This window comes from Actinomadura sp. ATCC 39365 (assembly GCF_054392275.1).
Genome location: NZ_CP184335.1, coordinates 8,434,982 through 8,460,082 on the forward strand (window position 1 = coordinate 8,434,982; position 25,101 = coordinate 8,460,082).

Consider the following 25,101-nt stretch of genomic DNA (forward strand, 5'->3'; position numbering starts at 1 on the left):
ATCGGCGATGGGCACCCCGGCCTGCGGGTGATGCCCGAAGAACACCTCGCGCTCGCACTGGGGTATCCAGACGTTCTGGGAGCGCCTCAGGCGCGGCTTCGTCACGATGTTCCGGGTCTTGCATCGAAGGCCCGGCGCTCGGGTCCATGCCCCCAGGGGCAAGGTAGAGCGTTGCCGCAGGCCACGGGGGGCGACGGTCGCGGTGCCCAACTGCGGGTTTCGGTCCGCGCCCGGGGATGGGTCCGGCGCTCGCTGCCCCGATAACGGCGGCAAGCGCGTTTCCGCAGGTCGCGTTGCTCGCTTAACGGTGCTTATGTCACCTGCCGAGAGCTCTCGGCTACTCATAGCTACTTTACGTCTGGTGACATGGACCTGAGCATCGCCCCTCCAACGGTACAGCGATTGCCGCCCGCGCGGCCGGGACGCGACTGGCCCAGCCACTCGATGGTGCTGCCCTTTGCCGGTGACTCGCGCGTGGCGGAGCTCCAGATCGAGATTCTCGACACAACATGATGTGAATATCAGCTGACGTGCCGCACGTGAAAGAAGAGATCACCTAGCCCTGACCTGCGAGAAGCCACCGATAACCCACGATAACCATCGACCTCCGCTCCGACGTCACCGCCGAAGACATCGCCGCCTCCCTCATCGGCATCTTCACCGTGGCCCCCCGGCGCGAGCATGAAGCCAAGGCCGGTCGCCTGCTGGACCTCCTGATGGACGGCCTCAGGCCGCCCGCCCGGCCGGCACGCTGAACTCAGCGTACGAAGGCAGCGCAGGTCGGCACGTACGGTTTGCCAGGTACGTACAGGTTCCACTCCGCGCGGCTGATCGGCCGCTGGGCCAGGGCGCAAACGGCGGCTTCGAGGTCGGAGGGCAGGCTCACATTCCACGCGCGAATGGTGGAGTCATAGCCGGTGCTGACGAGGGTGCGGCCGTCCGGGGTGAAGGCGATCCCGGAGACGTCCCCGTCGTGTCCGGTCAGTGGACGGCCGAGTGGCCGCTGGGTGGCGACGTCCCACAGCCGGATCGTATGATCACGGCTTGCGCTCGCGAGCAGCCGGCCGTCGGGGCTGAAGGCCGCCTTCCATACCGTGTGGGTGTGCCCCACGAGCGGCTGGTTCTTCGGCCGTACCGCGTGCGGATCCCACAGCCGGATCGTGCGGTCGCTGCTCGCGCTGGCCAGCAGCGAGCCGTCCGCGTTGTACGTGATGGAGGTGACGGCGTCGATGTGGCCGCGCAGCGGGGCGGCCTTCTCGCGGCGGGAACGCCGATCCCACTGGCGGATGCTCCCGTCGTCCAGCCCTGCCGCGAGGGTGGCGCCGTCGGGGGAGAAGGCCAGGGCGGAACCGCGCACGCCTGCCACCGGCGGGCCGAGCTGCCGCCGGGCGCGTACGTCCCAGAACCGCAAGGTGCCGTCCGCGCCGGTGCTGGCCAGCATCCTCCCGTCGGGGCTGAACGCGAGCCCGCGGACCCAGCTCTGCCCGTTGTGCTCGGTGTGGCCGCGCAGCGGTGGCCCGATCGGCCGCTGGGTGGCGACCGTCCACAGGTCGATCACGCCGTCGGCCGCGCCGGTGGCCAGCATCGTGCCGTCGCGGCTGAAGGCCACCGGGCCGCCGTCGCCGGTCCTGCCCGGCGCGATGGGCTGCCCGAGCGGGCTCACGACGAGGCGTCCGCGGCGGTCGCGCCCGGCCAGCTTCCACAGCAGCACGCTCGTGCCGCTGGAGGTGGCGAGCGTACGGCCGTCATGGCTGAGGGCCATTTCGTAGACATCGCCGGTGCCTGGCCTGGTGACGGGCCGCTCGATCTGCCGGCCGCGGACGAGGTCCCAGACGCGTACGGTTCCGTCGTTCCCGGCGCTGGCCAGCGCCTTCCCGTCCGGGGAGAAGGCCACGTCCAGCGGCGTGCCGGTGTGGCCGACGAGGGGAGCGCCGACCGGCCGGCGGGTGCTGAGGTCGTACAGGGCGATCGTGCCCGCCTCACCGCCGGTGGCCATGGTGACGCCGTCGGGGCTGACGGCCAGCGCCGAACCGGAGGCTTTGAGGGCGGCGCCGAGCCGGCGGTGGGTGGTCGTGTCCCACCAGCGCACGGTTCCATCGCTGTCATCGCTCAGCAGCTTGGTGCCGTCAGGGGTGTAGGCCACCTTCCACGCCGTGATGTTGCCCTTGCGGGTGGCCGTCCGGGGCGTGATCTCGCGGCGACGGGCCACGTCCCAGAACAGCACGGTTCCGTCCGTGCCGGCGGTGGCCAGTACGCGCCCGTCCGGGCTGAAGACGACGTCCTCGACCTGGTCGGTGGTGATCTGGGCGAGGCGCCGCCGGGTGGCGACCTCCCAGAGGTACAGGATGCCGTCGTCTCCCGCCCCGGCCAGCGTCTCGCCGTCGGGGCTGAGTGCCAGCGCGTTGAAGCGCACGGTCTGCCCCTCGATGACGTCCGCGACGGTGAGCGGGGCGCCGGCCTGCCGTTGGCCGGCGACGTCCCAGATGTAGATCGCGCCCCTGTTGGATTCCTCCGTACCGCTCGCGCAGAACAGGAGTTTGCCGTCGCGGCTGAAAGCCACTGCCCGCGCCCATTCGCCCGGCCCGGTGGTGAAGCGCGCGATCGGACGGCCCGTGGCGATGTTCCACAGCCGGACGCTGCCGTCACGTCCGGCCGAGGCCAGCGTCCTCGCGTCGGGGGCGAACGCCACCCTCTCGACCTCGCCGACGTGACCGGTGAACACGGCGCGAGCAGGGTTGAGCAGGGCGGTGGTCATGGCCGCGCGGGAATCCGGGGTGTCCCGTATCTCATGGGCCGTGACCGCCAGCAGCCGGGACAGAGCCGGATCGGTCTCGCTCAACTCCACGCTGCGACCGGCCAGTTCGCGCGAGCGCACGGTGCTTTCCTGGTTGCTCGCCTCGGTGGCGCGGTTCATCGCCACGCCGACGCCCGTCAGTGACGCCAGCGCCAGGATGGTGAGCAGGGCGAGGACCACGCGACGGGTCCGCGCGGTCCGCGTCGCCGCCCGCTCGCTCGCGTGCAGGAACGCGCGATGCACGCCGGTGAGCGCGGGGCTGCGTACAGGATCGTCGTCCCAGCGGGGGAACGCCTCCTGCAGCGCCGTCAGCCTGGTGCCCCGGTAGAGGAACGCCGGATCGCGGCCTCTGGTCTGCCAGTCGGCGGCGCTGTCCAGGAACTGCCGCAGCACCAGGTGATCGCTACGATCGTCGTCGAGCCAGCCGTGCAGCTTGGGCCACGCGCTCAGCAGCACGTCGTGCGCGATCTCGACGGTGCCGCGCGGGCCCCCTCGTCGGCGCCGCCCTGAACGAGGAGCCGGCGCTCGGTGAACGCCTCCAGCACGTCATTCACGTCGGCCGCCCGGCCGGCGGCGTGCGAGCCCAGCAGTTCGGCGCGCGTGACGCGGCGGCGCACCGGCCGCCCGTCCGGGCCGGTGGCGGCCAGCCGCAGGAACACCTCGCGCGCCAGGCGTCGCCGCTCGGCGGACAGGCTCCCGTAGACCTCTTCGGCGGCCGACTCCACGGCATGGGCGACGCCGCCGACCAGCCCGTACGTCCTGCTGGTCAGCGTTCCGCCCTGGCTCTTCTCCCAGGTGAGAAGCATCGCCTGGGACAACAGGGGCAGCACGCCTGCGCCATAGCCGCCCTCGTCGGCGTACGAGCGCAGATCGCTCAGCACGCTGTCGACCAGACCTGCCTCGACCTCCAGGCCGGCGATGCCCGCCGGCCCGGTAATGGCCCGGCGCAGGTCGGATTCGGTCATCGGACCGAGGACGAACTGCCCGTCCTCCAACGCCTCGGCCAGCGTGGGGTGAGCGGCGCAGGTGGAGGCGAAGTCGCCACGAACGGCCAGGACGACCAGCGCGGGCGTGCCCGCGACCGCGACCAGGGCGGTCAGGAACGCCTCGCGTTCCCGACCGCCGGCCAGCAGGAACACCTCCTCGAACTGGTCCACGACCAGCACGAGCCGACCGGCCTCGTGCCGGGCGTGCCGCTCGGCGTCAGCGAGTACGGCGTGCCGCACGGTGAGGTGCGCGTCCTGCGGATTGGCCTCCAGTGAGCGGCGTACCGCACCTGGTTCGAGCCCGCCCAGAGCGCTCAACCGGACCGCCATCTCATCCAGTGGGCGCGCGGTCGGAGTCATCACCACCTGCGGCCAGTCCCGGCAGTTCACGGCGCCGGGCAGCAGCCCGCGGGCCAGCGCGGGCAGCAGCCCGGCCCGCAGCAGGGAGGATTTGCCCGCCCCCGACGCGCCGGTGACCATGGCCAGCCGCGCCCCGGGCAAGCGCTCGGCGAGCTTGCCCAGCAGCTTCGCGGTGGCGCGCTCACGGCCATAGAAGATCGGGGAATGGTGGCGGTCGAACGGCCACAACCCCCGGTACGGCGCCTCGTCCAACCATCGAGGACTGGGGGCATCCGCCTGCTGCTGCGAGGTGGCCGCGCGCCGGTTGACGGCCGCTATCTCATCACGTATCAGGATCAGCTGCACCGACTGCTGAAGGGCGAGATCCCGATCGTGCCGTTGCTCGGCGGCCTGGCGGTACAGCAAGTCCTGAAGCTGAGTGGCCTTGCCCGACAGATCGCCCAGCAGTTGACGGAACTCGGCGAAGCTTCCGCTCAACTCGGCGAAGACCGTCGTGAGATGGGCCTGCAGCCGCTGGTCTCCGCTGGTGAGCGCGGCCTCCAGAGCGGCTCCTGCCGCATCGATCCCGTGCAGCACGCCGGCGATCTCCCGCCGCAGGTCCGGCGTGTTGCTGTTGGCGGCCTCCAGGGCTTGCAGGAGCTGGGTTCCGATCTCGTTCTCGATCTCCTCCCCTGACAGCAGACGGCCGGCGGCGCGCCTCCGTACCGCGTCCATCGACTTGATGATCACATCGGCCAGCACGTTGCCGCCGACACCGGCCAGCACCTGCACCCCGGCCGCGACGGGACCATCGGCGCCTTCGAAGGCCAGCGGCACCAGGGCGCTGGCGCACAACGTCGCGATGACCGCGTGCGGCGACAGCTTCAGCAGGCCGCTCCCGCTTCGCCGCACCACCGAGGCGATCCGCTCCCGCGCCGCGTGCGCCTGGGAATCGCCGGGCACCCCGGTGGCCGATCCCATCCACAACCCCCATCGATCCGCGAAGGCGCCCGCCTGCCCTCTGATATCGCCACAGCGCCTCACACCGCTACAACCGCTCTCGAGGTCCCGGCCGATCGACATGCGCTCGTGGCCCCAGGCGGAAGAGCGCACGCAGGCCCCGCACCGGCCACCGCCCGTCCAGCCCGAGTACGGCCCGGCCCCCCTCGCTGGTGGCAGGCTGGACGCGGCCACGGTCCTGGTCGGGTCAATGTGGGTTTGGGCGCATGTGGGCCGACACCTAGGTAAAGTCCGGTGCCATGCGTCCGAGCTCCTTGATCGTGCCATTACTCGTCGGCGTGCTCACCAGCGCCGCGTTCAGCGGGACGGCCGGCGCCGCGTCGGCCCCGGCCGTGCTGACCAAGAACCCGCTGTATAAGGCGGGCAAGTTCGCGCTCAAGACCTGCGAGGAGCCGTATGCGGCCAGCGCCGACGTCGAGGTGTTCCGGCGCTATGTCGAAGAGGTCTCCCTCTGTCTGGACAAGGCGTGGGGGCCGCTGCTGACGAAGGCCGGTCTGCGGTACACCAAGCCCAAGGTGGTGTTGTCGTACGGCGAGCGGGTCAAGACCTCCTGCGGCATCTACGCGCCTGACGCCACTGACAGCGTCTACTGCACGAACACCAAGACCGTCCACATGATGGTCAGCGACTACGGGCTGAAGGGCGAGATCGACAAGCCACAACTGCTGGAGGCCCTCAGCGCGGGCTATGCCATCCATGTCCAGAACGTCGCGGGCATCATGAACGCCGTGGCCAAGACCATGAAGAAGCTGTCCAAGCGGGACGCGCTGGCCCTTCAGTCCAGATACACGCTGCAGACGCTCTGCTTCTCCGGGGCGTTCACCGGCAGTGTCTGGGATTCGCTCGGCCACACGCGCGAGCACGGCCAGGACTACTACATCGATCGGCACGTTATCGACGGCAGTTTCGCCGGCTTCGGCAAAGCGTCCAATCGTGTCTACTGGATCAGGCGGGGGTTCGAGTCCGAGTCGCCGTCCGTCTGCAACACCTTCACGGCTCCGGCCGCCAGGGTGAAATAGCGCGCGCCCAGGGGGGAGGACGCGCCGCGCGGCCGTGATCAGCCTCTTGCCGGCGTGAGCCCGTAGATGCTCAAGGCCTGAGACGATCTCCCCCCGGTGGCGCGCCTGCATCCGACTGAACCAGGGCTCCGAGAGCGATCAGTATGTTCCCCGTCACTCAAAATGGTGATCCAGGAAGCCTCTGTGGCCGCGCTGGTCATGACCTTCGTGCTGAAGTGGCTGATGCTGCGCATCCTGGGCCTCTGCGCAGTGCTGCTGCCGTGAATCCCAGCGCCTGACAGCGCGACCGCCTCCACCCACAATCGCAGGCGAGGCACGGACCGTCACTCGGGTCGACGCCGGCCCCTTGGGCCATCCCACGTGAAAGGAAGATCATCTCGCTTTGACCTGCGAGAAGAGGCCAACAACCCAAGATGACCATCGATCTCGGCCACCGCTTGATGTGCGGCGTCGGCCTGGTCTGGGAGCGTGTCAACCTCGGGCTGTCCGGTCCGGCGCCGGTCTGGGTCCGTCATCGATGCCCGCTCCCCTCTCTGCTGAGTTTCGTCCCCGCTGCGACAGCGCCGGCAACGACACCAGTGGCCCGTCACCGAATCTCGGACGGGTAATTGGTCTGTCCCGGGACCGGCGGCCCGGTCCCGGGAGGCGGTCAGCTTTGCCGTAGGGCGGGCATCGGGAGGGGGATGGCGTACGCGGTGGCGCCACCGCCCACTCCTCCCTCGCAGGAGTTCGGAGGTGCGGTGGTCACGCCCCTTGTGGAGGGACGTTCGGCGGCCCAGAACATGTAGCCGAGCATGCCGGAAGTGAGTCCGGCCCCCTTCGGCGCGGCCGTCTGGACGAACGATCCCGTGGACTTCTGCAGCGAGGTGCTGAAGTTCGTGCATTCGGCGCGGACCTTGCTTCCTTCGGCGATGTAGAACGCGCCGGTGAACTTGGCCGGAGCCAGCGACGGGATCGGCGGAGAGTAGGTGGTCTTGCCGTCGATGTGCTCCTGCCAGTTGGCGATGGCGTCGGAGCTCCTGGGCTGCTGGGCGGGCACCATCGCGTTGGCGTAGTCCAGGACCGGGGTGTCGGTGCGCAGCCAGTCCGCGGTCGCCTTCCTGGTGATGTCGATGAGCCAGCGGTCACCGGCGGCGAGGTCGATGGTCAGCCGGGCGGCTGGGTTCGCACCGCTCGCGTCGTACGGCAGGGCGGAGCGGTAGGCGTCGACGAAGGCCTGCAGACCGGCCAGGTCGGGCCTGCTGTTCTCCTCGTAGTCGATCTCTATGCCGACGCCGAGCCGCTGGGCGACCTCGGCCGCGTTGCGCCCGAACTGCGCCGCATTCTCCGCCAGGGCGGAGTTCCACGCGGTGGTGTACGTGATGCCGCCGATGGAGAGCATCACCCGGATTCCACGGCTGGTGAAGTAGTTCACGATGTCAGCGGTCATGCCACGCGGCACGCCGTCGAGGGTCTGCGTGTCGGTGGTCTTGTGCAGCAACTTGACCGGGTGGACGAAGCTGAGCACCACGAGGTTGACCGAGGGGCGGCCGTCTCCTCGGTCGATCAGCCAGTGGTTCTTTGCGTCGAAGTCTGTTGGGCTGCGGACGTTGCCCCAGATGCAGGCGTCATCACCGCAGTGCCAGGCGCCGTAGACCTGCAGCGGGGTCGCAGCGGCCTGTGCGGGGACGGGCAGGAGAAGGAGGGGGAGGAGTAAGGAGACGAGCGCGGCCGGACGGCGCATGCCGATACCTCCGTTCACGAGGAACTGGAAAGGAGGTTAACTAATTCCGCACGGTGCTGTCCCTCCCCCGGAGGACACACCCGGGTCCGACAAGGGCTCGCGTCGCCACGAGCGCTCAGCTAGTGGCCCCTCACCGAATGTCGGACAAGTACTTCCGTCAGGCCGCTGATCCGGGTTCAGCCGTTGGCCTCTCCGGCGACTGCACGTTTCCTGTAGGTCATGGCCGAAAAGGTCACCGTCCGCGCCCAGTTCCTCGATCGCGCGCCACTGGAAGCCGCCAAACGAGGATGCGAGCAGGTGGTCCTCCTGGCATGCGGCATGGATGCCCCGCCCATTCCAAACCGCCTGGCCGCCCGGCACCAAGGTCTTCGAGTTGCACTTCGCCGACGCGCTCGCATTCAAGGCAGCCGTACTCGACGGCCGCGGCGAAGTCGCCACCGACCTGCGCCAAGACTGGCCGCGCGCGCTGACGGAGTCCGGCTTATATCCGGGGCGGACGGCCGCCTGGCCGGCCGAGGGCATCCTGTACGCGCTCCCGCACGAAGCCGCCGACCTGCGCCTCGACCGATTCACCACCCTCGCCGCCCCGGCAAGCATGCTCACCCTGGACCACACGAAGGACTCCCATGGCGCGACGTGGTTCGACGCGATGGAACCGGCCGGCGATTCGGGCCATCAGCTCGTTGACGGATGACCATCCAGCCGTCCGGATCTGCGCTGTGGTCTGCGGCCATCGCGTGATCTCTTCTTGTCTTGACGACTCCAAATGATCGCTGCGGTGGCCGTCGCCATTCGACCCGACCTCACCTGGGACGCAGTCACCTTGATGACACGCTGCTTGATCTATGACGCCTGCGTGCTTCGGCGAGACGTCAGGGGACCTCTCCAGGCTTGTCGACGATTCCGGCCGCGACCCACACCTCGGCGAATCTCCGACCAGGTCGGCAGCAGGTAGCGCCCTGCCCATCGAGCATCCCAAGGAGCAGCTCAGGACGTGGTGTGACCCTGGACACGCTCGCTGCTGCCACAGTGATCGCCACCGCCATCCCCATCACGCTCAGTTACATCTACAACTGTTACGCACGCCCGTTCCGTAGCCATCGCCGCTGCAACGGCACCGGCCACATCCCCTACCTGTTCGGCCGTGGCTGGCGCTTCTGCCTACGATGCCAGGCCACCGGCCTACGCCTCAGACTCGGCCGCCGCGCCTGGAACCACCTCCGCCGACTCCAGCGCGAGGCCGCCCTGGCCGACGACAACCAGCAGGCAGAAGCCGACGGCGGCAGGTGACACAGCCGACCGCGCGCAAGGTGGAGAAGGTCACCGACCAACTCGGTGCAAGACGGGACAAGATCTACGAACTGATCAAAAACCCGCCAGCACGGACATCGACGAGTTCCCATCTGATCGAGGACTCTGCGCGAGAGCCTGGTCGGTCATGGCGGGGCGGCGGTCACCGAGGCGTCTACCGCAAGCAGATCCACCCCGTACTCCTGCAAGGAGCTGCGGCCATGGACACGATCTTCGACCGGTAGCCGAGCAGTCAGTCGCTCACCAATGCGAAAGGGTGCCACCCTTTCGAGTGACACCCTTACCGACCAGTGAAAACCTGGTCGGGACGACAGGATTTGAACCTGCGACCCCTTGACCCCCAGTCGAGGGAACATGGTCTGGCAGGGTCTGAGGGAGTCGGACGGGGAGCCCTCTGCCTGCATGAATGTCGCAAGCCGTCAGGTGCCGTCGTCACAGGTCTGAGCGTGTTGGCTCCCCCATCTGGCTCCCCAGAGGAGAGAAGGCCGAACGGCTGCTGAGGACCACCGTCACATCAGCCGTTTGCCGACAGGGGGCCAGGCTCGGTGGCGATGCAAGGGCTTCCGATCGGCTCTGGCTCTGTCCTTTGCATGAGGACTTCGACGGCGTCTGTGGAGAACAGTTCGCGCACCGATCTACCTGAAAACGTGGTCTCCATGACGACGAGGATCTGCCGAACCCGCCCGTCGTCGCGATCGTCCAAGGCTTCTGGCGGCCGGGCACCGCGTCGTGTACGTGTGCCGCCAAACGAAGACGTGGCTCGCCGGAATGACCGCCGGACCGGCCCTGTGGTCAAGCGCGAGATCTGCGGGGAGCGTTCGCCGACCAGGAGGTGTTCGGGTGAACCACCGGGCGACCGTCGTGGCCGTGTGCTGCTTCCTCGGGCTCACAGTGGTTCGGGTCGCTGGATCAGGTCTTGCGACGAGTCCAGCGGAGGGATTGGCTAGAGCTATTCGGTAATTCCAATTACCTCTTACTACTTATTGTAGGTTTTTCGAGCCTCTGCGTTACAGCCAAATTTATCGAGATTTTATTGTGACTGCTGAAACCTTGCCTGGCGATCTTGCCGTAGGTGAGTCTTGTTTGCTGTTTGTCCCATTATGCGAAGGGTGTCAGTGAACAAGTTAGTCAGCGCGTCGAAACGGGGCTGGCCCGTCTCGCGGCAAGTAACAGTGGCAACGGTGCTAACGGTGACAGCATCGCTGCTGGTAGCTGGAACGATCCCATCGGCTCAGGCCGAGCCCGAGCCGACCGGCCGCGCAACTCCTTCGGTGACCACCTTCCCGCGACCGGAGGATCCGGATGCCCCTCTGCGGGCAGCGGTCGCGGAAGCCAAGAAGCAAAACAAGCCGGTGGCGGTAGAGGCCGCTTTTACCGAGGCGTCGCGTACGTGGGCGTATCCGGATGGGCATCTGTCCACCCAGTCCTACAACGGGCCCGCGCAACTGCGTCAGGCCGACGGCTCCTGGGCCTGGATCGACACCACGCTGGCCGAAGTCAACGGCGTGCTCAAGCCACGCGTGGCCAAGGCCGGGCTGCGCCTGTCGACCGGGGGGACCGGCCCGTTCGCGACCATGCGACTGGGCCATGAGGGCAGTTTCGGCCTGTCCTGGCCGACCGCCCTGCCCAAGCCGCAGATCAAGGGCAACGTGGCAACCTATGCGAACGCCGCAGGGCCGTCGGCCGACTTGGTGGTCACCGCACTGTCCACCGGCTTCCGGCACGATGTGGTGCTGCGCGAGCGACCGGCCGGACCGGTGGAGTACCGTCTCCCGGTGCAGGCGCCGGGGCTCAAACTCGGCAAGACCACATCCGGAATGCTTACCCTGACCGCCGACGGCGGGGCTAAGGGGCAGAAGAAGAAGACGCTGGCCACCGCGCCGGCGCCGCGTATGTGGGATGCCTCGGCCGCTCCTGACAGCCAGCGGCCGGTCCGCCAGACCAAGGTCAGTACCGAGGTCGTGACGGAGAACGGCGGCACCGTGCTGGTGCTCAAGCCGGATCCCAAGTGGCTGGCCGATCCGGCCACCCAGTACCCGGTGACGGTGGACCCGACCACCACGCTCGGCGTGACGCAGGAAACGACGGTCAAGTCCCCGAGGCACGCGATGGGGCCCGGTCAGGTTTCCCGGTCCAACGCCAAGTCCTGCCCTCTTGGGGGCACCTGCAGCTACCCCAACGAGTACGCCACCCGGGCGCTGCTGGCCTTCGACACCACGCCGATCACCGGCCGGTACGTGGACACGGCCACCATGCAGCTCTCCCTCAACGGCAACGCTGCCACGTGCAGCAACCTGCAAGCTGTCACCGCCTACCGGATCACCGAGCAGTGGGTCGCGGACGACACCTACTGGGACGTGCAGCCCGCCACCACCGACGATGGACGCTCCTCGCTCGACCCGTGCGCGCAGGTGCGCACCGACGGCGCCATCTGGAGCTGGAACCTGACCGCGATGACCCGCGCCTGGGCCACCGGCACCGCCAACCACGGGCTGCAACTGCGGCTGGGCAACGAACTGCCGGTCCCGAAGGACCTGGCTGAGTCGTTCTCCTTCTACGCGCAGGCGTGGGGCGGCACCAGGGTGCCTAAGCTGAGCGTGAACTGGCTGCTACCGCCCGAGATCCCCACTGTCACGGCCGAGTCGATCGACTCCATGACTGGCAACGACGCCATCGCGCGCAGCACCAACGTCAAGGTGACCTACAAGTCCAGCGTGCCTGAGACGGCGAACTTGGACTACACCGTCAGCGTCAACGACTCCACCATGGCCGCGCCCGCCGCCCAGCTCCCCACAGGCGAAGAGGGCCTGTGGAAGCTGGACGAGACCTCCGGCACCACTGCGGGAGACTCCTCTGGCAAGGCACGCAACGCCACGCTCAGCGGAACCTACAGCCGCGCCGCGGGACAGCTCGGCCAGTCAGTCAAACTGTCACCGGGCGGTCTGGTCAAGACGAGCCAGCCGGTCCTCAATACCAACCAGAGCTATACGGTGACCACCTGGGCCAGGCTGGACGCCACCGGAACAGACCAGGCCGTCCTGTCCCAGATGGGCAGCCAGGTGCCAGCCTTCACCCTGGGGTACACCGCGTCAAGCGCGGCAGAGCTGGACCAGCGCTGGACTCTGACGTTGATGGAGTCCGACAACACCAACGACCGCCGCCCGGTCGCCGTCCAGTCCAAGAACACCGCCAAGTCCGGATCGTGGCAGCACCTGGCGGCCCAGTACGACTCGACCGCCCAGAAGATCCGCCTGTACGTGGACGGACAACTGGTCGCCGAACGCGACCACACGGTGAACTGGAACGCCCGCGGCACCTTCGAGATCGGCCGCGGCATGGTCGTCGCCGAAGACGCAACCCTCGACGGGGCCGTGGACGACGTGCACGCCTACCAGCGCGCTCTGTCGGCTGACGAGATCCGGGCGCTGGTCGGCGTGCCGGGCACCACGACGCACAACAACATCCCGTCCGGCCAGGTGCTGGACAAGGTGTTCACACTGGACAACCCGGCCAGCTTCAAGTTCGTGGTCAAGGCATGCCGCAGCGGCATCTCTCCGCCTCTCTGCAACGAGAGCCCGGCCTACCGCATCACCAGCGACGCACCGGTCCTGCCGTCCGACACCGAGACCGGCATGGCCGACCCGGCCCAGCCGATCCTGTCCGGCATGGTCAACCGCCCCTCCGGCGCCGCCGTCACCGCCAAGTACTACCTGTACGACAGCAACGGCCTGCCCGTCGGCTCCGCCCCGCTGGGCACCCGCACCGTCAACGGCGGACAGCGTGCTTCCTTCCAGCTCCCAGCCAACACCGTGCAGTCAGGCCGCACCTACAAGTGGCAGATGAACGCCTGCGTCACCGGCGCACAAGACGGCGGTTCCGGGCCCGGCCCCACCCCGACCCCGACTCCAACTCCTACGCCGACCCCGACCCCGACCCCGACTCCAACTCCTACGCCGACCCCGACCCCGGCACCTGCCGGCCTGGTCGCGGCCTACGGCATGAACGAGGGCACCGGCACCGTCATCACCGACACGACCGGCACCAACAATGGCACTGCCAGCGGCACCACCTGGGTGACCGGCAAATCCGGCAAGGCCCTGTCGTTCAACGGCACCTCCAGCTGGGTCACCATCAACGACTCCGCCTCGTTGCAGGTGAGCGATGCGCTGACCGTATCGGCATGGATCAAGCCCAGCGCACTGGACGGCTGGCGGACAGTGATCGCCAAGGACAACGACCTCTTCGAAGAGGTGGCCTACAGCCTGTACGCCACTGCCGGCGGCGGCGGCCCCACTGCATGGCTGGCCGTCAATGACAGCGCTGAGGTAGCCGCCGGAGCCCTCCCGCTCTCGGTCAACACCTGGACGCACCTCGCCGCCACCTACAACGGCAGCACCATCCGCCTCTACGTCAACGGCACCCAGGCCGCCGAATTTGCCGTCACCGGTACGATCAGCGATGACGGTGGAAAGATCCACATCGGAGGCAACACCGCCAACGGCGACTACTTCAAGGGCGTCATCGACGACGTCCGCATCTACAAGCGGGCATTGACTGCCGCCGACATCACTACCGACATGACCACCCCGCTCGGCGGCTCCACGACGTCGGTCGCTCCAGCTACATTAAACGCAACTTCCGCCACGACCGCGATCACGTCGAACGGATCCGGTAGCGAGGAGATCTGCACGCCTAAGACTGCGCCAGTTCCGTTTGAGCTAGAAGCGGTAAATGGCGAGGTAATCGAGGAGCCGGGCAACGATTCCCAGGTCACACTAGGACGGGACAACTTCGTTCTGAAGACCGTGAAAACCGACCCGACCGCTTGTGACGGTGGCGCCTGCTTTGTGGCGGACACCGCTACTCTGCAGTTCGGCGGTGCTGGTGTGAATAAGACTGCGCTGGTTGTGAAGGTCAAGTTGGACGAGCTGCCGGGCGGTTCCGCCATCACGCGGGCTCTTCTCAACCTGGGTACGCCCACCTGTCCTTCCGGCCCCTGCCCTGGCGATACTGCAATTACCGCGGTGCCGCTCAGGAGCGCGGTTACCTCCACGACCAAGAGCTCGGATCTGGCTAAGGACATCGACACCAGGGCCGCCTACACACTGCCAATCAGTGCGCCCCAGGCCGATGTAGCGGACACCGCGTACCAGTGGCTCATGCTCACGTCGAACCGTGAGGAGGTAATATCTTTTGATGCGGCCGGGGCGGCCATGCCAAGCTCGATTGCCGTCACCTTCACCCCTCCCGTAGCTCCTGACCCCGTGATGAATTTGGCGACACAGGCCGGCGATGGAGGCGCGATCGCCAGCTGGGGACTTCCTGCAAACACTGGCAGCACTGCTGCTCTAGCAGGCTATGACATCGAAATCGTCGAAGGCGGTCAGTCTGTCAAGTCCGTGTCGGTCGCTGAACCGTGGGTCGCGCTCGACGGTCTGGTTAACGGAACGACATACACCGTCAAAGTCAGGTCCAAGACGGCGTACGGCACCAGCGCATGGGAATCGGCACCGGTAACCCCCAAGGCAGCACCGCCGCCTCCCAGCGAATCGACCTGCGTGCTGGAGGCGACACCGCTGCCGAACGGAGCCGCCAAGTCCTCGGCAACCGGCACCACCCGGGACTACGCTGATCGCATCAAGCACTTCTTTCAGGCACAAGACGCAGTGCTTGAGGGCCGTGCGGCCCAGGTGTGGCAGGCACCCGGCGTAACCCCGGAGGCATCCATCACGGCGATGATCTCGCTGTTCAACAAGGAACTGATCGAGCAGAAGAAGAAGCAGGACGGTGAGGGCATCACCCGAAGCAACTCCACCGTCGTCGTAGATAACGTGGTTCCGCGGGTGGGGGCCGACGGCAGGGTGTGGGTAACCGCAGCCGTCAAACGCACCTGGGAGATCTCAGGGCCAGGTACATCGACTGGCACTGCGAAGACGGTTAGCGGAACAAGCGGCACAGTAGAGCCCAGTGACGTCATCATCGATATATTCGTTTTCGACCGGTGTGGCGGCCTCACGATCATCCAGGCACCGATTGAAGTGGAAGAGGACCCGTCAGATTTTATGGGCGAGACCGACGAGGTCCAACTGCTCAAGCAAGAGGTCCGCTGGGGCGACTTCACGGTCCCTGGCCACACCCGTTCGTTCGCAGCGGCCACTGGCTGCGACTCAACACAACCGCCAATGCTGCCCGGCATGGCTTCGAACAGCGCGACGAAACACATTCGCAAGGGGATGTGGTTAACAGTTACTGGCTTGGCCCAATGGGACAGGTGTAATAACCAGGGCGACGATACGACGTGGACAATAGACAAGGTCGCGGTGTCCGCCGTCGTCTGGACTGGTAACGTATTCCGTGATCCGGTCAAGACGGTCAACGGCAAGAAGATTCGCGATGCCGATCAGAAGAAGAGGAACGACTACCTCATCAAAAATTCTACGGTCGATGTTGCTGCGTCTCCTTGTTTCGTGACCAGAATCACGCAATGGCAGAGCAGTTTCCAGGTCGGTGCAGCGCTGTCCGGAGGGTTTCCAGCGCAGTGGGCGAACGTAGAATGGAGTGGCGCCTTCTCCATCGCCTACTCTCAACTAAAGAACAAGGACTGCCCCTCCCCCAGCAGTCGCCCTGGCATAGAAGGCGGCGGCAACAACGAGCCGATAACCGACGCAGGAAAATCGTGGAAACGGGCCTTCCGCACAAGGATAATCGCCGAACCCGATTCCGTACTCGGGGACTGCTGGCAGGGAACGACGACGGCCTGTAGCCTCGGCAAGTTCCGCCTGGTCACGGCTGGCGCCTTCAATATCAGTGCCTTCAAGGGAGATATGGACAGTCGCATCGTGACCAGCCGAAGCGAATGGATGGATCGGTGAGGCCGGGTCATCCTGATGCGTATTCTCAATAGAATCCGTTGAGCAAGTGCGGCCTGGCCGGGCGATGCCCCCGACTAGGCCGTTCTGCTTCACAAGCCTGGGTGCTGCATGTTGACACGGTCCTATCTGTGACACCTCGACGTCCGGAGATTTCTATGGTGACTAGAGGCTCCTGTACTGCGCTAGTATGCCTTGGAACGGCTCCTCATCACGTCATAGGATCTGTCAGTGTCGACCTTGTCCGCCCTAAACAGGTCAAAAATCTGTGAGCCTATTGTCGAAATGAGACAGATGATGCGCAAATTGTCCAGTGTTGCCTTGGTTGTAATGCTGTTATTCGGCTGCTCGGCGCAGGGGCAGAAAGAAAGGAATCTGCCCGCCGCTGCGGAGCCCTCTCGTCCGCTGCCCTCAGTCAAACGCTCCCCCTTCAAAGAGCGACCTCTAACGGACCTCAAAATAAGGGCCAAAGGAAAGGTTCTTCTCTTTCATGTCAACGAGAAGGCAGAAAGGACTGACTGGACGGCGCAGGTAGCGCTTGGCACCGCTTTCAGGGTCGCCGTGGATTGCGTGGGCCCCGAGGGGACGCTGGTCATCCAAGCACCCCACGCCTTGCACCTGAATCGCCAGTGCATCGCCGGTTACACGACATATACAGTAGATGACTATCCCCCCAAGCCGCCAAAGACCTACAAATTAAGGGTTCAGGCACCGCGGGGAGCCAAATGGGCCATACTGATCACCCAACTGCATTGAATGGCTGTTCGTGACGGGACAGGCCGTGGCGAGGCATCGGTAACAGCCTGAGAGTCCGTTTCGTAGCGTGACTGTTCCGGGGCTGTGTAAGGGGCCCAAAAATAAGAACAGGCGCGACCTTCAAGATCGAGAAGTTCTCGACACCTAATGATCATCAGAGATGATCACGCCTGTCCCGTCGTGATTGCCGATCAGTGCTGCCCTTGGCCATCCGGCCGAGCATGGGCCGGGTGGCCGTCTCCGCTGCCGATTGCCTCAGTCTGCTGGAGCGCGACTGCACCGTCCTGGTGGAAGTCCTGGGCACAGAACGCATCCGCGCGCTCAGGAGGATGGCGGCAGGGCAAGCCGAGCTGCGCCGCCAAGCCGTGCGAATGGTCACCGAAGTGCGACCGGACTACTCGACCGAGTGGGCCACGATCAACGCGGTCGCGACCAAGCTCGGCATCGGCACCCCGGAGACACTACGCACCTGATTCCGCCAGGCCCAGGTCGACGAGGGCGGTCGACCCGGCCGCACAACGATGAGTCGGCCGAGCTGAAGCTGCTGTGCAGGGAGCACGCCGAACTCCGCCGCGCCAACGAGATCCTGAAGGCCGCGTCCTTAGATTCAGACGATCAACGCAACACTGCTCGTGGATGGGTGGATCGTGGCTCGGACGGGTCGGCCGGGAATGTCGGACGCGATGAAAGAAGACTTGTGGCGGCGGTGGCGTGCCGGTGACTCCATCAGCGTGATCTCCCGGGCGCTGGGCAAGCCCCCAGGGTCAGTTTTCACGGTGCTGAAGCACCATGGCGGCATCGCACCGGCCGTGCGGGTGCGACGGGCCGACCGGTTGAGCGCCGAGGACCGGGAATCGATCTCTCGCGGCCTCGAGGCTGGAGCCTCACTACGTTCGATCGCCGTGTCGATCGGCCGCCCGGCCTCCACGGTGAGCCGGGAGGTCGCCCGCAACGGCGGCCGAGAGAAGTACCGTGCCGTCGCCGCCGAGCAACGCGCTCAAGAGCAGGCACGTCGCCCGAAACCGTCCGCCCTGCAGGACAACCCGGTACTGCGCCAGCTCGTGATCGAACTCCTCGACCACGAGTGGTCCCCGGAGCAGATCGTGGGACATCTGCGGCTGATGCACGCCGGCAACCCATTCATGCGGATCAGCCACGAAAGCATCTACCGCGCGATCTACACAACCCGGTGGAAAGTGATCCCGCGTGAGCTGTGCACCAAGCTGCGCACGCGCCGTCCCATCCGCAAGAACAAGAAGAACACGGTCAAGGGTCAGTGGCGTTCCCAGATCACCGGGGCACGGCCGATCGAGGAACGGCCTGACGCAGCCAACGCCCGAACCGAGCTCGGCCATCTCGAAGGCGACCTCATCGTCGGAGCCAAGAACAGCCAGATCGCGACGCTGGTCGACCGCAAGACCCGCTACCTGACCATGGTCGCGCTACCCAGCCGTCACACCACGACGGTCATCCCCGCCCTGCAGCAGGCGTTCTCACGGATGGATGCCCGCCTACGCAGCACTCTGACCTGGGACCGCGGTATGGAACTCGCCGGCCACCGGCTGCTGACCGAAGCGACCGGCGTCGACGTCTTCTTCGCAGCACCGGCAGCCCGTGGCAGCGGGGCACAAACGAGAACACCAACAAACTGATCCGGCAGTACCTGCCGAAGGGCACCGATCTGAGCCTGTACAGCCAAGCCGACCTTGACGCCCTGGCCGCCCGACTGAACGACCGACCCCGTAAGTGCCTCGGCTACCAAACCCCGGCCCAATGTGTTGCCTTGACTCTTTGAATCTAAGTCGGCTTTATTCGCGGCCGAGCCCGACCGGCCACACACGCGCTCGTGACCTTCATCGAGCAGCACGCCGACGTGTTCGGTGTCGAGCCGATCTGCCGTGTCCTGACCCAGCACGACGGCCCCATCTCCATAGCACCTACGACGCCGCCAAGAACCGCCCGCCCCTGGCCTGCATCCACGGCCCGCGCCCTGCGCGCCGCCGACCTGGACGAGCACATTACCCGCATCCACGCCGACAACTACGGCGTCCACGGCACCCGCAAGATCTGGCACCAGCTCCAGCGCGAAGGCCATCGAGTCGCTCGCTGCACCGTCGAGCGACGCATGCGCGCTCGGCCTGCAGGGTGGGCCCGGCGGGGCAAAGAGCTGCCTACCACCGTGGCCGATCCCGGCCAGCGAGCCGGGTAGAGCAGTGGCTCCCCGTTTGGCTCCCTAAGATCCGAAAAGGGGCACCAGAGAAACTCTGGCACCCCTTCCGACCAGCTAAAACTGGTCGGGACGACAGGATTTGAACCTGCGACCCCTTGACCCCCAGAACATGGGAGTAGCCGTTTCCGCACGTCGAACGCACTCATGCACTGAGCACGCCATTCGTCGGCCCGCAGGTCGCGCGGGCATGAACAGGGCGTGTGATCCCGAGCGGGTCCCCAGTCCCCATCCGCTCGTACGAGAGAGACAGTCATCGACGCCCGCGATCACAGGCGCCGATCCCGACCCTGTTGGGAGTGATCTTGTTGAACAAGCCGGCCTTCCCACCGGAGAGCCAGCGGATGTTGCCCGCCCCGGCGTAGCCTCCGGTGGCCGCGCCGACCGCGTTCAGGAGCTTCTGGATCTCCGAGCCGCTGACGTGGCTGGGTGACGCGGTGAGCGCGTCGCCGGCCACCAGGGCCTGCGATCACGAAGCACTGCGGTCCGGGTCAGGAGACCGTGTCAACGTCGTGGACGTGCCGTCGGGGAAGCCGATGACGACCTCGCGGGCGGAGACGTCCACGGTGACCGCGTCGCGGAGGGCGGCCGGGTGCACGGCGTCGCCGGAGAGCACGACCAGCGAGACGTGCAGGCCGGGCTTGTCGGCGTGCAGGCACGGGACGGCAGAGTGCGGGCCGAACGCGTTGGACTCGACCTCGCGCTCGACGCCGGCCCGCCGCCAGCCGTACAGGGCGACGATCGCGGAGGTGAGGCCGTCCGCGCGGCGCGCCATCGCCCATCCGCGCCCGGTCGCCACGGTCGGCGGCACGTCCCCGGCCACGGCGAACCCGCCTTCACGCACGCCGCCCTCACCGCCGCCCTCACCGCCGCCCTCACCACTGGCGATCTCGTGGACGCGGAGCTCCCAGGGGCCGCGGACGACCGAGGTGCTGGTGACGTGCGCGCCGCCCGCGGTCCGATGGGAGGAGGAGGCGGTGGCGTCCGCGCACGTCAGCGGCGTGATCGCGGTACGGCGCGAGGGGGTGCCGCCGGGCGCGACCAGCGCGAGGTGGTTGTCGAGATCGCGGGCCCAGGCGTGCTCGGCTGCCTCGGGGGCGGTGCGGGTGGAGTAGGCGAGCTTGGCGTAGTGCGGGTCGTCGGGCGGCGCGCCGTGGTCGCTGCCGTGGTTGAGCAGGCGGACGATCCCGTCGTGCCGGGTGCCGTGCAGGAGCAGCCCGGCGGCGGGGACGGCCGCGACGACGTCGTGCTCGTCGATGGGCAGCGGCTGCTCGCGCTCGGTCCACACCGGGTGGTCCGGCGGCAGCAGCAGCCCGAGGAACCCCTTCGACGCCCAGTACGGCGACGCGGGCCCCGAGTACGCCTGCGTCACCGGCAGGAACGGCTCGTACCAGCCGAGGGAGAGCAGCCCGTCGGGGTCCGGCACGCCGCGCTCGGCGAAGTGGCGCGCCACGGAGGAGGCGAGCTTCCTGGTCTGGCCCGGCGCGAGCGGGGTGGCGCCGGTGAGCGCGCCCAGCCAGACGGGCGCGAGGGCGGCGAAGCGGTAGGTGAGCGAGCGGCCGTGATGGACGGGCGCGCCGTCCGCACCGAAGAAATGCTGATATGTCGTGAGGAATTCGTGCAGGCGGCTCGTGTACACGCCGGCCCGCTCCGCGTCGCCCGACATGCGCGTCCACAGCAGTGGGTACAGGTGCAGCGCCCAGCCGCAGTAGTAGTCGAAGTTGCGCGAGCCGCCGTCGGTGTACCAGCCGTCGCCGGCGTACCAGTCCTCGATGCGTTCAAGGCCGCAGTCGATCTCCCGCTGCTCGTACGACCCGCCCACCGACTTCAGGAACTCCTCCGTCACCGTCTGGAACAACATCCAGTTGTTGTCCCAGGTGCGCTTGCCGACGAAGCCGCCGAGCCAGTGGGCGACCCGGTCCCGTACGCCGTCGTCGAGCCGGTCCCACAGCCACGGCCGGGTCTCGTGCAGCGCGACCGCGATCGAGGCGGCCTCCACCATCTGCTGCGAGCAGTCGGTCAGCTCGGGCCACGCCTCGCCGCTGCCGGGGTCGGTGCCCGCCGCGAGGCCCCTGGCGTACCGCTCGGCGAGGTCGGGGACGTCGCCCGCCGCGCCCGCGAGGCGGAACGCGGCGAGCAGGAACGTGCGCGCGAACCCCTCCAGCCCGTCGAGCGCCACGCCCGACCAGCTCGCCCGGCCCGGAAGCCGGATCTGTGCGAAACCGGGGGAGGCGTACGGCGGCACCGCCCCGAGCAGCCGGTCGGCGAGAGCCTCCCAGTGCGCGCGGGTCCAGCCGGTGCGCGAGGAGAGCACGCGGTCGGTCGGCGGCAGCGACAGGTACGGAGGGATCAACGTTCAGCCTTTCTTGCCGACGGCGAGCACGGCGGTGTGGGACCGGCCGCGGGAGCCGGCCAGATCGACGGTGACGGAGGGCCGCTCGCCCGTCGTGACCGAGACGGTGTCGTCGGCCCTGACCAGGGCGTGCGCGGGATGGGGAAGCACGAGCGTCACCGCCGCCACGGTACGCCCCGGGTCGGAGACCGCCACGGTCGTCCGTCCCGCCTCCCGCCGGACCAGGACCGCGCAGGGAGCCGAGGCCGACACCCCGCCCGCCTCCCCCGCCGCCCAGAACGTGGCCGCGAACAGCTCGCCGCCGCCCGCCGAGCGCCCATGCGCGCGCACCGCCTGCACGGTCGCGGTGTTGGCCAGGATCTCGGCACGGTCGAAGTCGCGCGTCCGGTCGGGTGTGGCGCCCGGGAGCATGACCCAGGCGTAGTCCGCGCCGGACGGGCTGATCCCGTGGTCGAGCCAGAGGGTGGTGTAGTCGCAGGTCACGGTGGCGTCCGTGCCCTGCGTGCTCGCGCCGTCGTTGATCGACCGCCAGGTGTCGGTGCGGCGCTCGGCGAGCGTGCGCGGCCGGTGGCCGGACGGGAAGACGTACCCGGCGACGCCTTCGAGGTGCGCCCAGCCGTCGCCGGTGGTGAGCGGGGCGGAGGTGCGCCGGTTCTCCACGACCGTCTCGATCACGCGGCCGTCGGCGCTGGTGATCCCGGCGCCGAGGCAGACGACGGCGTCGTCGAGGCACACCCAGGTCTTGCGGGCGGTGAGCGTGGTCCCCACGGCCATCAGGTCGAGCGCGGCGACGCCGTACCCGTCCGCGGTGGCGCCGCCCGCCCAGGCATTCTTCGGGCGGAACGTGCCGGTGCCGCCGGAGGAGACGGCCGGGTCGCGCGGGCGGGTGTCGACGGTGGTCCCGGCGAGCCGGTGGGAGTCGACCGTGGGCCAGTAGCCGTCGCTGTAGTGGCCGGCTTCGAGGTAGAGGTACGTCGCACCGTCGCCCTGGTACCAGGCCCGGTAGTTCTCGCCGTTGCCGCACTCGTACAGGGCGATCCGCTTCGACGACAGGCTGATCGCGTATGACCAGCCGGGGCGGCGGTGCACGACGCGGTCCATGTCGGCGAACACGTGGTGGCCGCTCGGCCGGGGCGCGGCGGCGACCGCGTCGTCGGCGAGCACGGCGACGGCCCTCGCGGTGGCCGCGACGTCCGCGCCCTCCAGGAACCGGCCGCGCGCGATCCACCCCTTTGCCAGCTCGCGGAACCGCGCCGCGTACGGCTCCCCCGCGCCGGCCGCCAGGCGCAGGATCGCGTCCACGGTGTCGCGGCCCGAGTCGAGGTCCCGGTTGAACTGCCGCGACACCGCCCGCCCGCGCACACTGTCCATCATCAGCCCGTCGTGGATCCACGGCGCGTACGTGCGCTCCACCGCGTCCAGCACGACCCGCGCCGCCGGGTCGTCCACCTGCCAGGCGCTCCCGCCGAGCAGGCCGAGGATCGCGCTCACCGACTGGAGCAGGACGACGCCGTACGAGCCGGTGTAGGCCACGACGTCGTGCTGGACGAACGAGCCGTCGGCGTAGTAGCCGTCGCCGGAGGTGACGTAGCCGAACAGGGTGTGCTTGCCTGCGTCACGCCGGTCGGACAGGCCGTCGCGGGCGAGCGCGATCTTGTCCGAGCTCTCGCCGACGATGCCGCGCAGAGCCACGATGAGCGCCTTGTCGGCCCGGTTCGCGCCGGTCTCGGCGAAGTTCGTGAGGTTCGTCCGGCGGTCGGGGTTCGGGCAGAAGCGGTCCACGGCGCGGATCCAGGCTGCCCGCCGTCCCGCGTCGACGGCGTCGTGCATGAGCACGCAGGTGTCCATCAACGCCCGCGGGGCGCCGATCTCCCAGTGCCACCAGTTGCCGGTCTCGCGCTTGCCCTCGTTGTAGGCGCGCTCGTAGAGGAAGTCGAGGCCGCCGATGATCTGCGCGGCCAGGGTCTCCTCGGCGTACAGGGCCGAGCCGCGGCTCGCCCAGGCGGTGGCGAGCGCGCGCAGGCGCTGGTGGCTGGTCGCGATGTCGCCGGACACGCCGGTCAGCGGGAGGTCCGGCCACAGGTGCGTACGTCCGGGAGCCAGGTTCATCGACGCCCGGTACGCCGAGGCGGCCGCGTCCAGGCGGGCCAGCGGCGCGGCGAAGGCCGGGTCGCGGGGGTCGAGGTCGCCGCCCGTGATCAGCTCGGCCGCCTTGGCCCTGAGCCCGGCGAAGTCGGCGGGACCCGCCGGTACGTCCGCCCCCGAGGCCGCTGTGCGGCGGATGGTTCCGGCCCAGGCCGGGGTCGCGGTGAGCAGGGGCGCGGCGGCGACGGCGCCGAGGAAGGCGCGGCGGCTGGTCATCGCTCGCTCAGCCGGGTCAGGTCGGCGTCCGGCGCGGGCAGGCCGAGCGCGGCCAGTTCGGCGTACCCGCTCTCCGGGATCGGGAACGCCCACGCGCGCAGGAACCCGGAGAGGTCGCGTCCGGCGACGCGGCTGAAGTACAGGGCCATCAGCGTGAAGCGCCGCGCCGAGTCCCCCGAGGACGACGGCGGCGTCTCCTCCCTGACCAGCCGGTGCACCCGAGGGTAGAAGTCGTCGCCGAACCCGAGTTCGAGCTGCCGGAACGGCACCAGCTTCTCGAACGCCCCGAGCCCGGCGTAGTCGGCGACCGGCAGCTTGGCGAGCGCCGTCTCGTAGGCGTTGTTGGTCACCAGGTTGGACGGCATGCCGAAGTGCCGCTGCACGGCCAGGCTGTAGATGTTGACCGTGACCTCGGTGAGCTCGCCCGGCCGCCAGGCCATCTGCTGGTGCTGATGCCCGAGCTCGTGGTAGACGCCCCAGCCGGTGGTCCGCACCTTGTCGGGCAGGAGCAGGCGGGTCGTGGCGTACGCGTCGTAGTAGGCGGTGTAGGCGTGGGTGGTGTACGCGGTGGACTGGGGGCCGTATCCGGGGCGTACGTTGACCAGGTGCCGGCCGAGCGGGGTCGGGGCGTGCAGCGGGGCGGAGCCGTCCAGGCCGGAGATCGCCGCCTCGACGTCCTCGACCTGCTCCAGCAGGGTCATGAGCTGGGCGTGGTCTTGGTCGCGCACCTGGAGGAAGGTCTCGCGCCGGACGGTCACGATCATCTGCGGCGAGACCAGCTCGACGAAGGGCGCCTGGGTGAACGCGTCCACCTGCGCCTGGAACTCGGCCTCCGCGGTGCCCTCGGGCGCGAACACGGGCGCGGCGAAGGCCGGGCGGCCCTGCCACGCCGCCCGCGTCGCCAGCGCCGGGTCGCCGCAGCCGCTGCTCGGCGCCAGCACGTACGTCGGCGCCGGGACGCCCTCCGGCCCGAACCGCACGACCGCGTTCGCCCTGCGGTCACCGGTGAACGACAGATAGACCATGCCGCCGCCCGCGTCGGTGACCGTGTTGACGCCCTCGGTGAGCGGGTGGGCGCGCGGGTACCGGTAGGCGGTGTCGGGGTTGGTGTCGGGGGCGCCGACGTGCAGGGTGGGCCGGGGGCCGTCGGGGGCGCGTACCTCCAGGGTGAGGGGGCGTCCGGGCGGCAGGTACAGGCCGGTCGGCACGAACTCGGTCGTACGGTAGACGGTCTGCATGCGCAGCCGTTCCGCCTCCGCCGCCGGCCGCCCCCGCAGCACCACGGCCCTACGCGCCCCGGGCACCGCGACCCGCCGCACCGCGGCGGCCGCAACCCGGGGGCG

At 68.3% G+C, this 25,101-nt stretch carries 17 protein-coding genes and 1 pseudogene; 11 read left to right on the top strand and 7 right to left on the bottom strand.

What is annotated here, in order from left to right; all coding sequences use genetic code 11:
• Positions 1–366: 366 nt before the first annotated feature.
• Together ACNF49_RS40675 and ACNF49_RS40680 are read left to right on the top strand one after the other, a co-directional pair.
• On the top strand, positions 367–513 hold the full coding sequence (locus ACNF49_RS40675; protein ID WP_482941059.1) for a hypothetical protein: 147 nt from the start codon (positions 367–369) through the stop codon (positions 511–513).
• Between the two features lie 86 nt (positions 514–599).
• Positions 600–755, top strand: coding sequence for an SbtR family transcriptional regulator (locus ACNF49_RS40680; RefSeq protein ID WP_498703872.1), 156 nt, complete (start codon positions 600–602; stop codon positions 753–755).
• 2 nt (positions 756–757) lie between these two features.
• On the opposite strand, the gene ACNF49_RS40685 is transcribed toward ACNF49_RS40680, so the two are convergent.
• Both ACNF49_RS40685 and ACNF49_RS40690 read right to left on the bottom strand, forming a co-directional pair.
• Positions 758–3,250: a WD40 repeat domain-containing protein gene (locus ACNF49_RS40685; RefSeq protein ID WP_482941061.1), complete on the bottom strand. Its 2,493-nt coding sequence runs from the start codon at positions 3,248–3,250 to the stop codon at positions 758–760.
• Positions 3,241–5,202, bottom strand: a complete 1,962-nt coding sequence (locus tag ACNF49_RS40690) for an ATP-binding protein (protein ID WP_498703310.1) — start codon at positions 5,200–5,202, stop codon at positions 3,241–3,243. Before ACNF49_RS40690 ends, ACNF49_RS40685 begins: the two co-directional genes overlap by 10 nt.
• Positions 5,203–5,378: 176 nt before the next feature.
• Between ACNF49_RS40690 and ACNF49_RS40695 the strand changes: the two genes are divergently transcribed.
• Entirely contained in the window at positions 5,379–6,158 is a 780-nt protein-coding gene (locus ACNF49_RS40695) for a neutral zinc metallopeptidase (RefSeq protein WP_482941063.1), read from the top strand.
• Positions 6,159–6,807: 649 nt separating this feature from the next.
• Here ACNF49_RS40695 and ACNF49_RS40700 read toward each other — a convergent pair.
• On the bottom strand, positions 6,808–7,899 hold the full coding sequence (locus ACNF49_RS40700; RefSeq protein WP_482941064.1) for a glycoside hydrolase family 18 protein: 1,092 nt from the start codon (positions 7,897–7,899) through the stop codon (positions 6,808–6,810).
• A 201-nt stretch (positions 7,900–8,100) separates the two neighbouring features.
• On the opposite strand from ACNF49_RS40700, the pseudogene ACNF49_RS40705 reads away from it, so the two are divergent.
• The 8 genes and pseudogenes from ACNF49_RS40705 to ACNF49_RS40740 form a co-directional block, all read left to right on the top strand.
• Positions 8,101–8,157, top strand: a pseudogene (locus tag ACNF49_RS40705) (hypothetical protein); the annotation flags it as partial.
• A gap of 97 nt (positions 8,158–8,254) precedes the next feature.
• Positions 8,255–8,575: a class I SAM-dependent methyltransferase gene (locus ACNF49_RS40710; protein ID WP_482941065.1), complete on the top strand. Its 321-nt coding sequence runs from the start codon at positions 8,255–8,257 to the stop codon at positions 8,573–8,575.
• Between the two features lie 305 nt (positions 8,576–8,880).
• Positions 8,881–9,171 carry a hypothetical protein gene (locus ACNF49_RS40715; RefSeq protein ID WP_482941066.1) on the top strand — a complete coding sequence of 97 codons (291 nt, stop codon included), beginning with the start codon at positions 8,881–8,883 and terminating at the stop codon, positions 9,169–9,171.
• A gap of 1,211 nt (positions 9,172–10,382) precedes the next feature.
• Entirely contained in the window at positions 10,383–16,064 is a 5,682-nt protein-coding gene (locus tag ACNF49_RS40720) for a LamG-like jellyroll fold domain-containing protein (RefSeq protein WP_482941067.1), read from the top strand.
• Between the two features lie 228 nt (positions 16,065–16,292).
• Positions 16,293–16,817 carry a hypothetical protein gene (locus ACNF49_RS40725; protein ID WP_482941068.1) on the top strand — a complete coding sequence of 175 codons (525 nt, stop codon included), beginning with the start codon at positions 16,293–16,295 and terminating at the stop codon, positions 16,815–16,817.
• Between the two features lie 221 nt (positions 16,818–17,038).
• A complete protein-coding gene (locus ACNF49_RS40730; RefSeq protein WP_482941069.1) occupies positions 17,039–17,290 on the top strand; it encodes a hypothetical protein in 252 nt (83 codons plus the stop codon).
• A 198-nt stretch (positions 17,291–17,488) separates the two neighbouring features.
• Positions 17,489–18,469, top strand: coding sequence for an IS30 family transposase (locus tag ACNF49_RS40735; protein WP_482941070.1), 981 nt, complete (start codon positions 17,489–17,491; stop codon positions 18,467–18,469).
• A 194-nt stretch (positions 18,470–18,663) separates the two neighbouring features.
• On the top strand, positions 18,664–19,026 hold the full coding sequence (locus ACNF49_RS40740; protein ID WP_482941071.1) for an IS3 family transposase: 363 nt from the start codon (positions 18,664–18,666) through the stop codon (positions 19,024–19,026).
• A gap of 271 nt (positions 19,027–19,297) precedes the next feature.
• Here the strand turns inward: ACNF49_RS40740 and ACNF49_RS40745 are convergent, their stop codons facing one another.
• The 4 genes from ACNF49_RS40745 to ACNF49_RS40760 are packed head-to-tail and all read right to left on the bottom strand — an operon-like array spanning position 19,298 to position 25,062.
• Complete coding sequence (locus tag ACNF49_RS40745) at positions 19,298–19,501, bottom strand: hypothetical protein (RefSeq protein ID WP_482941072.1); 204 nt, start codon at positions 19,499–19,501, stop codon at positions 19,298–19,300.
• Positions 19,502–19,513: 12 nt separating this feature from the next.
• Positions 19,514–21,397 (bottom strand): DUF2264 domain-containing protein, encoded by a 1,884-nt coding sequence (locus ACNF49_RS40750; protein ID WP_482941073.1) that lies wholly within the window; start codon positions 21,395–21,397, stop codon positions 19,514–19,516.
• 3 nt (positions 21,398–21,400) lie between these two features.
• Positions 21,401–23,758 carry a polysaccharide lyase 8 family protein gene (locus ACNF49_RS40755; RefSeq protein ID WP_482941074.1) on the bottom strand — a complete coding sequence of 786 codons (2,358 nt, stop codon included), beginning with the start codon at positions 23,756–23,758 and terminating at the stop codon, positions 21,401–21,403.
• Entirely contained in the window at positions 23,755–25,062 is a 1,308-nt protein-coding gene (locus ACNF49_RS40760; RefSeq protein ID WP_482941075.1) for a M60 family metallopeptidase, read from the bottom strand. Before ACNF49_RS40760 ends, ACNF49_RS40755 begins: the two co-directional genes overlap by 4 nt.
• Positions 25,063–25,101 lie beyond the last annotated feature (39 nt).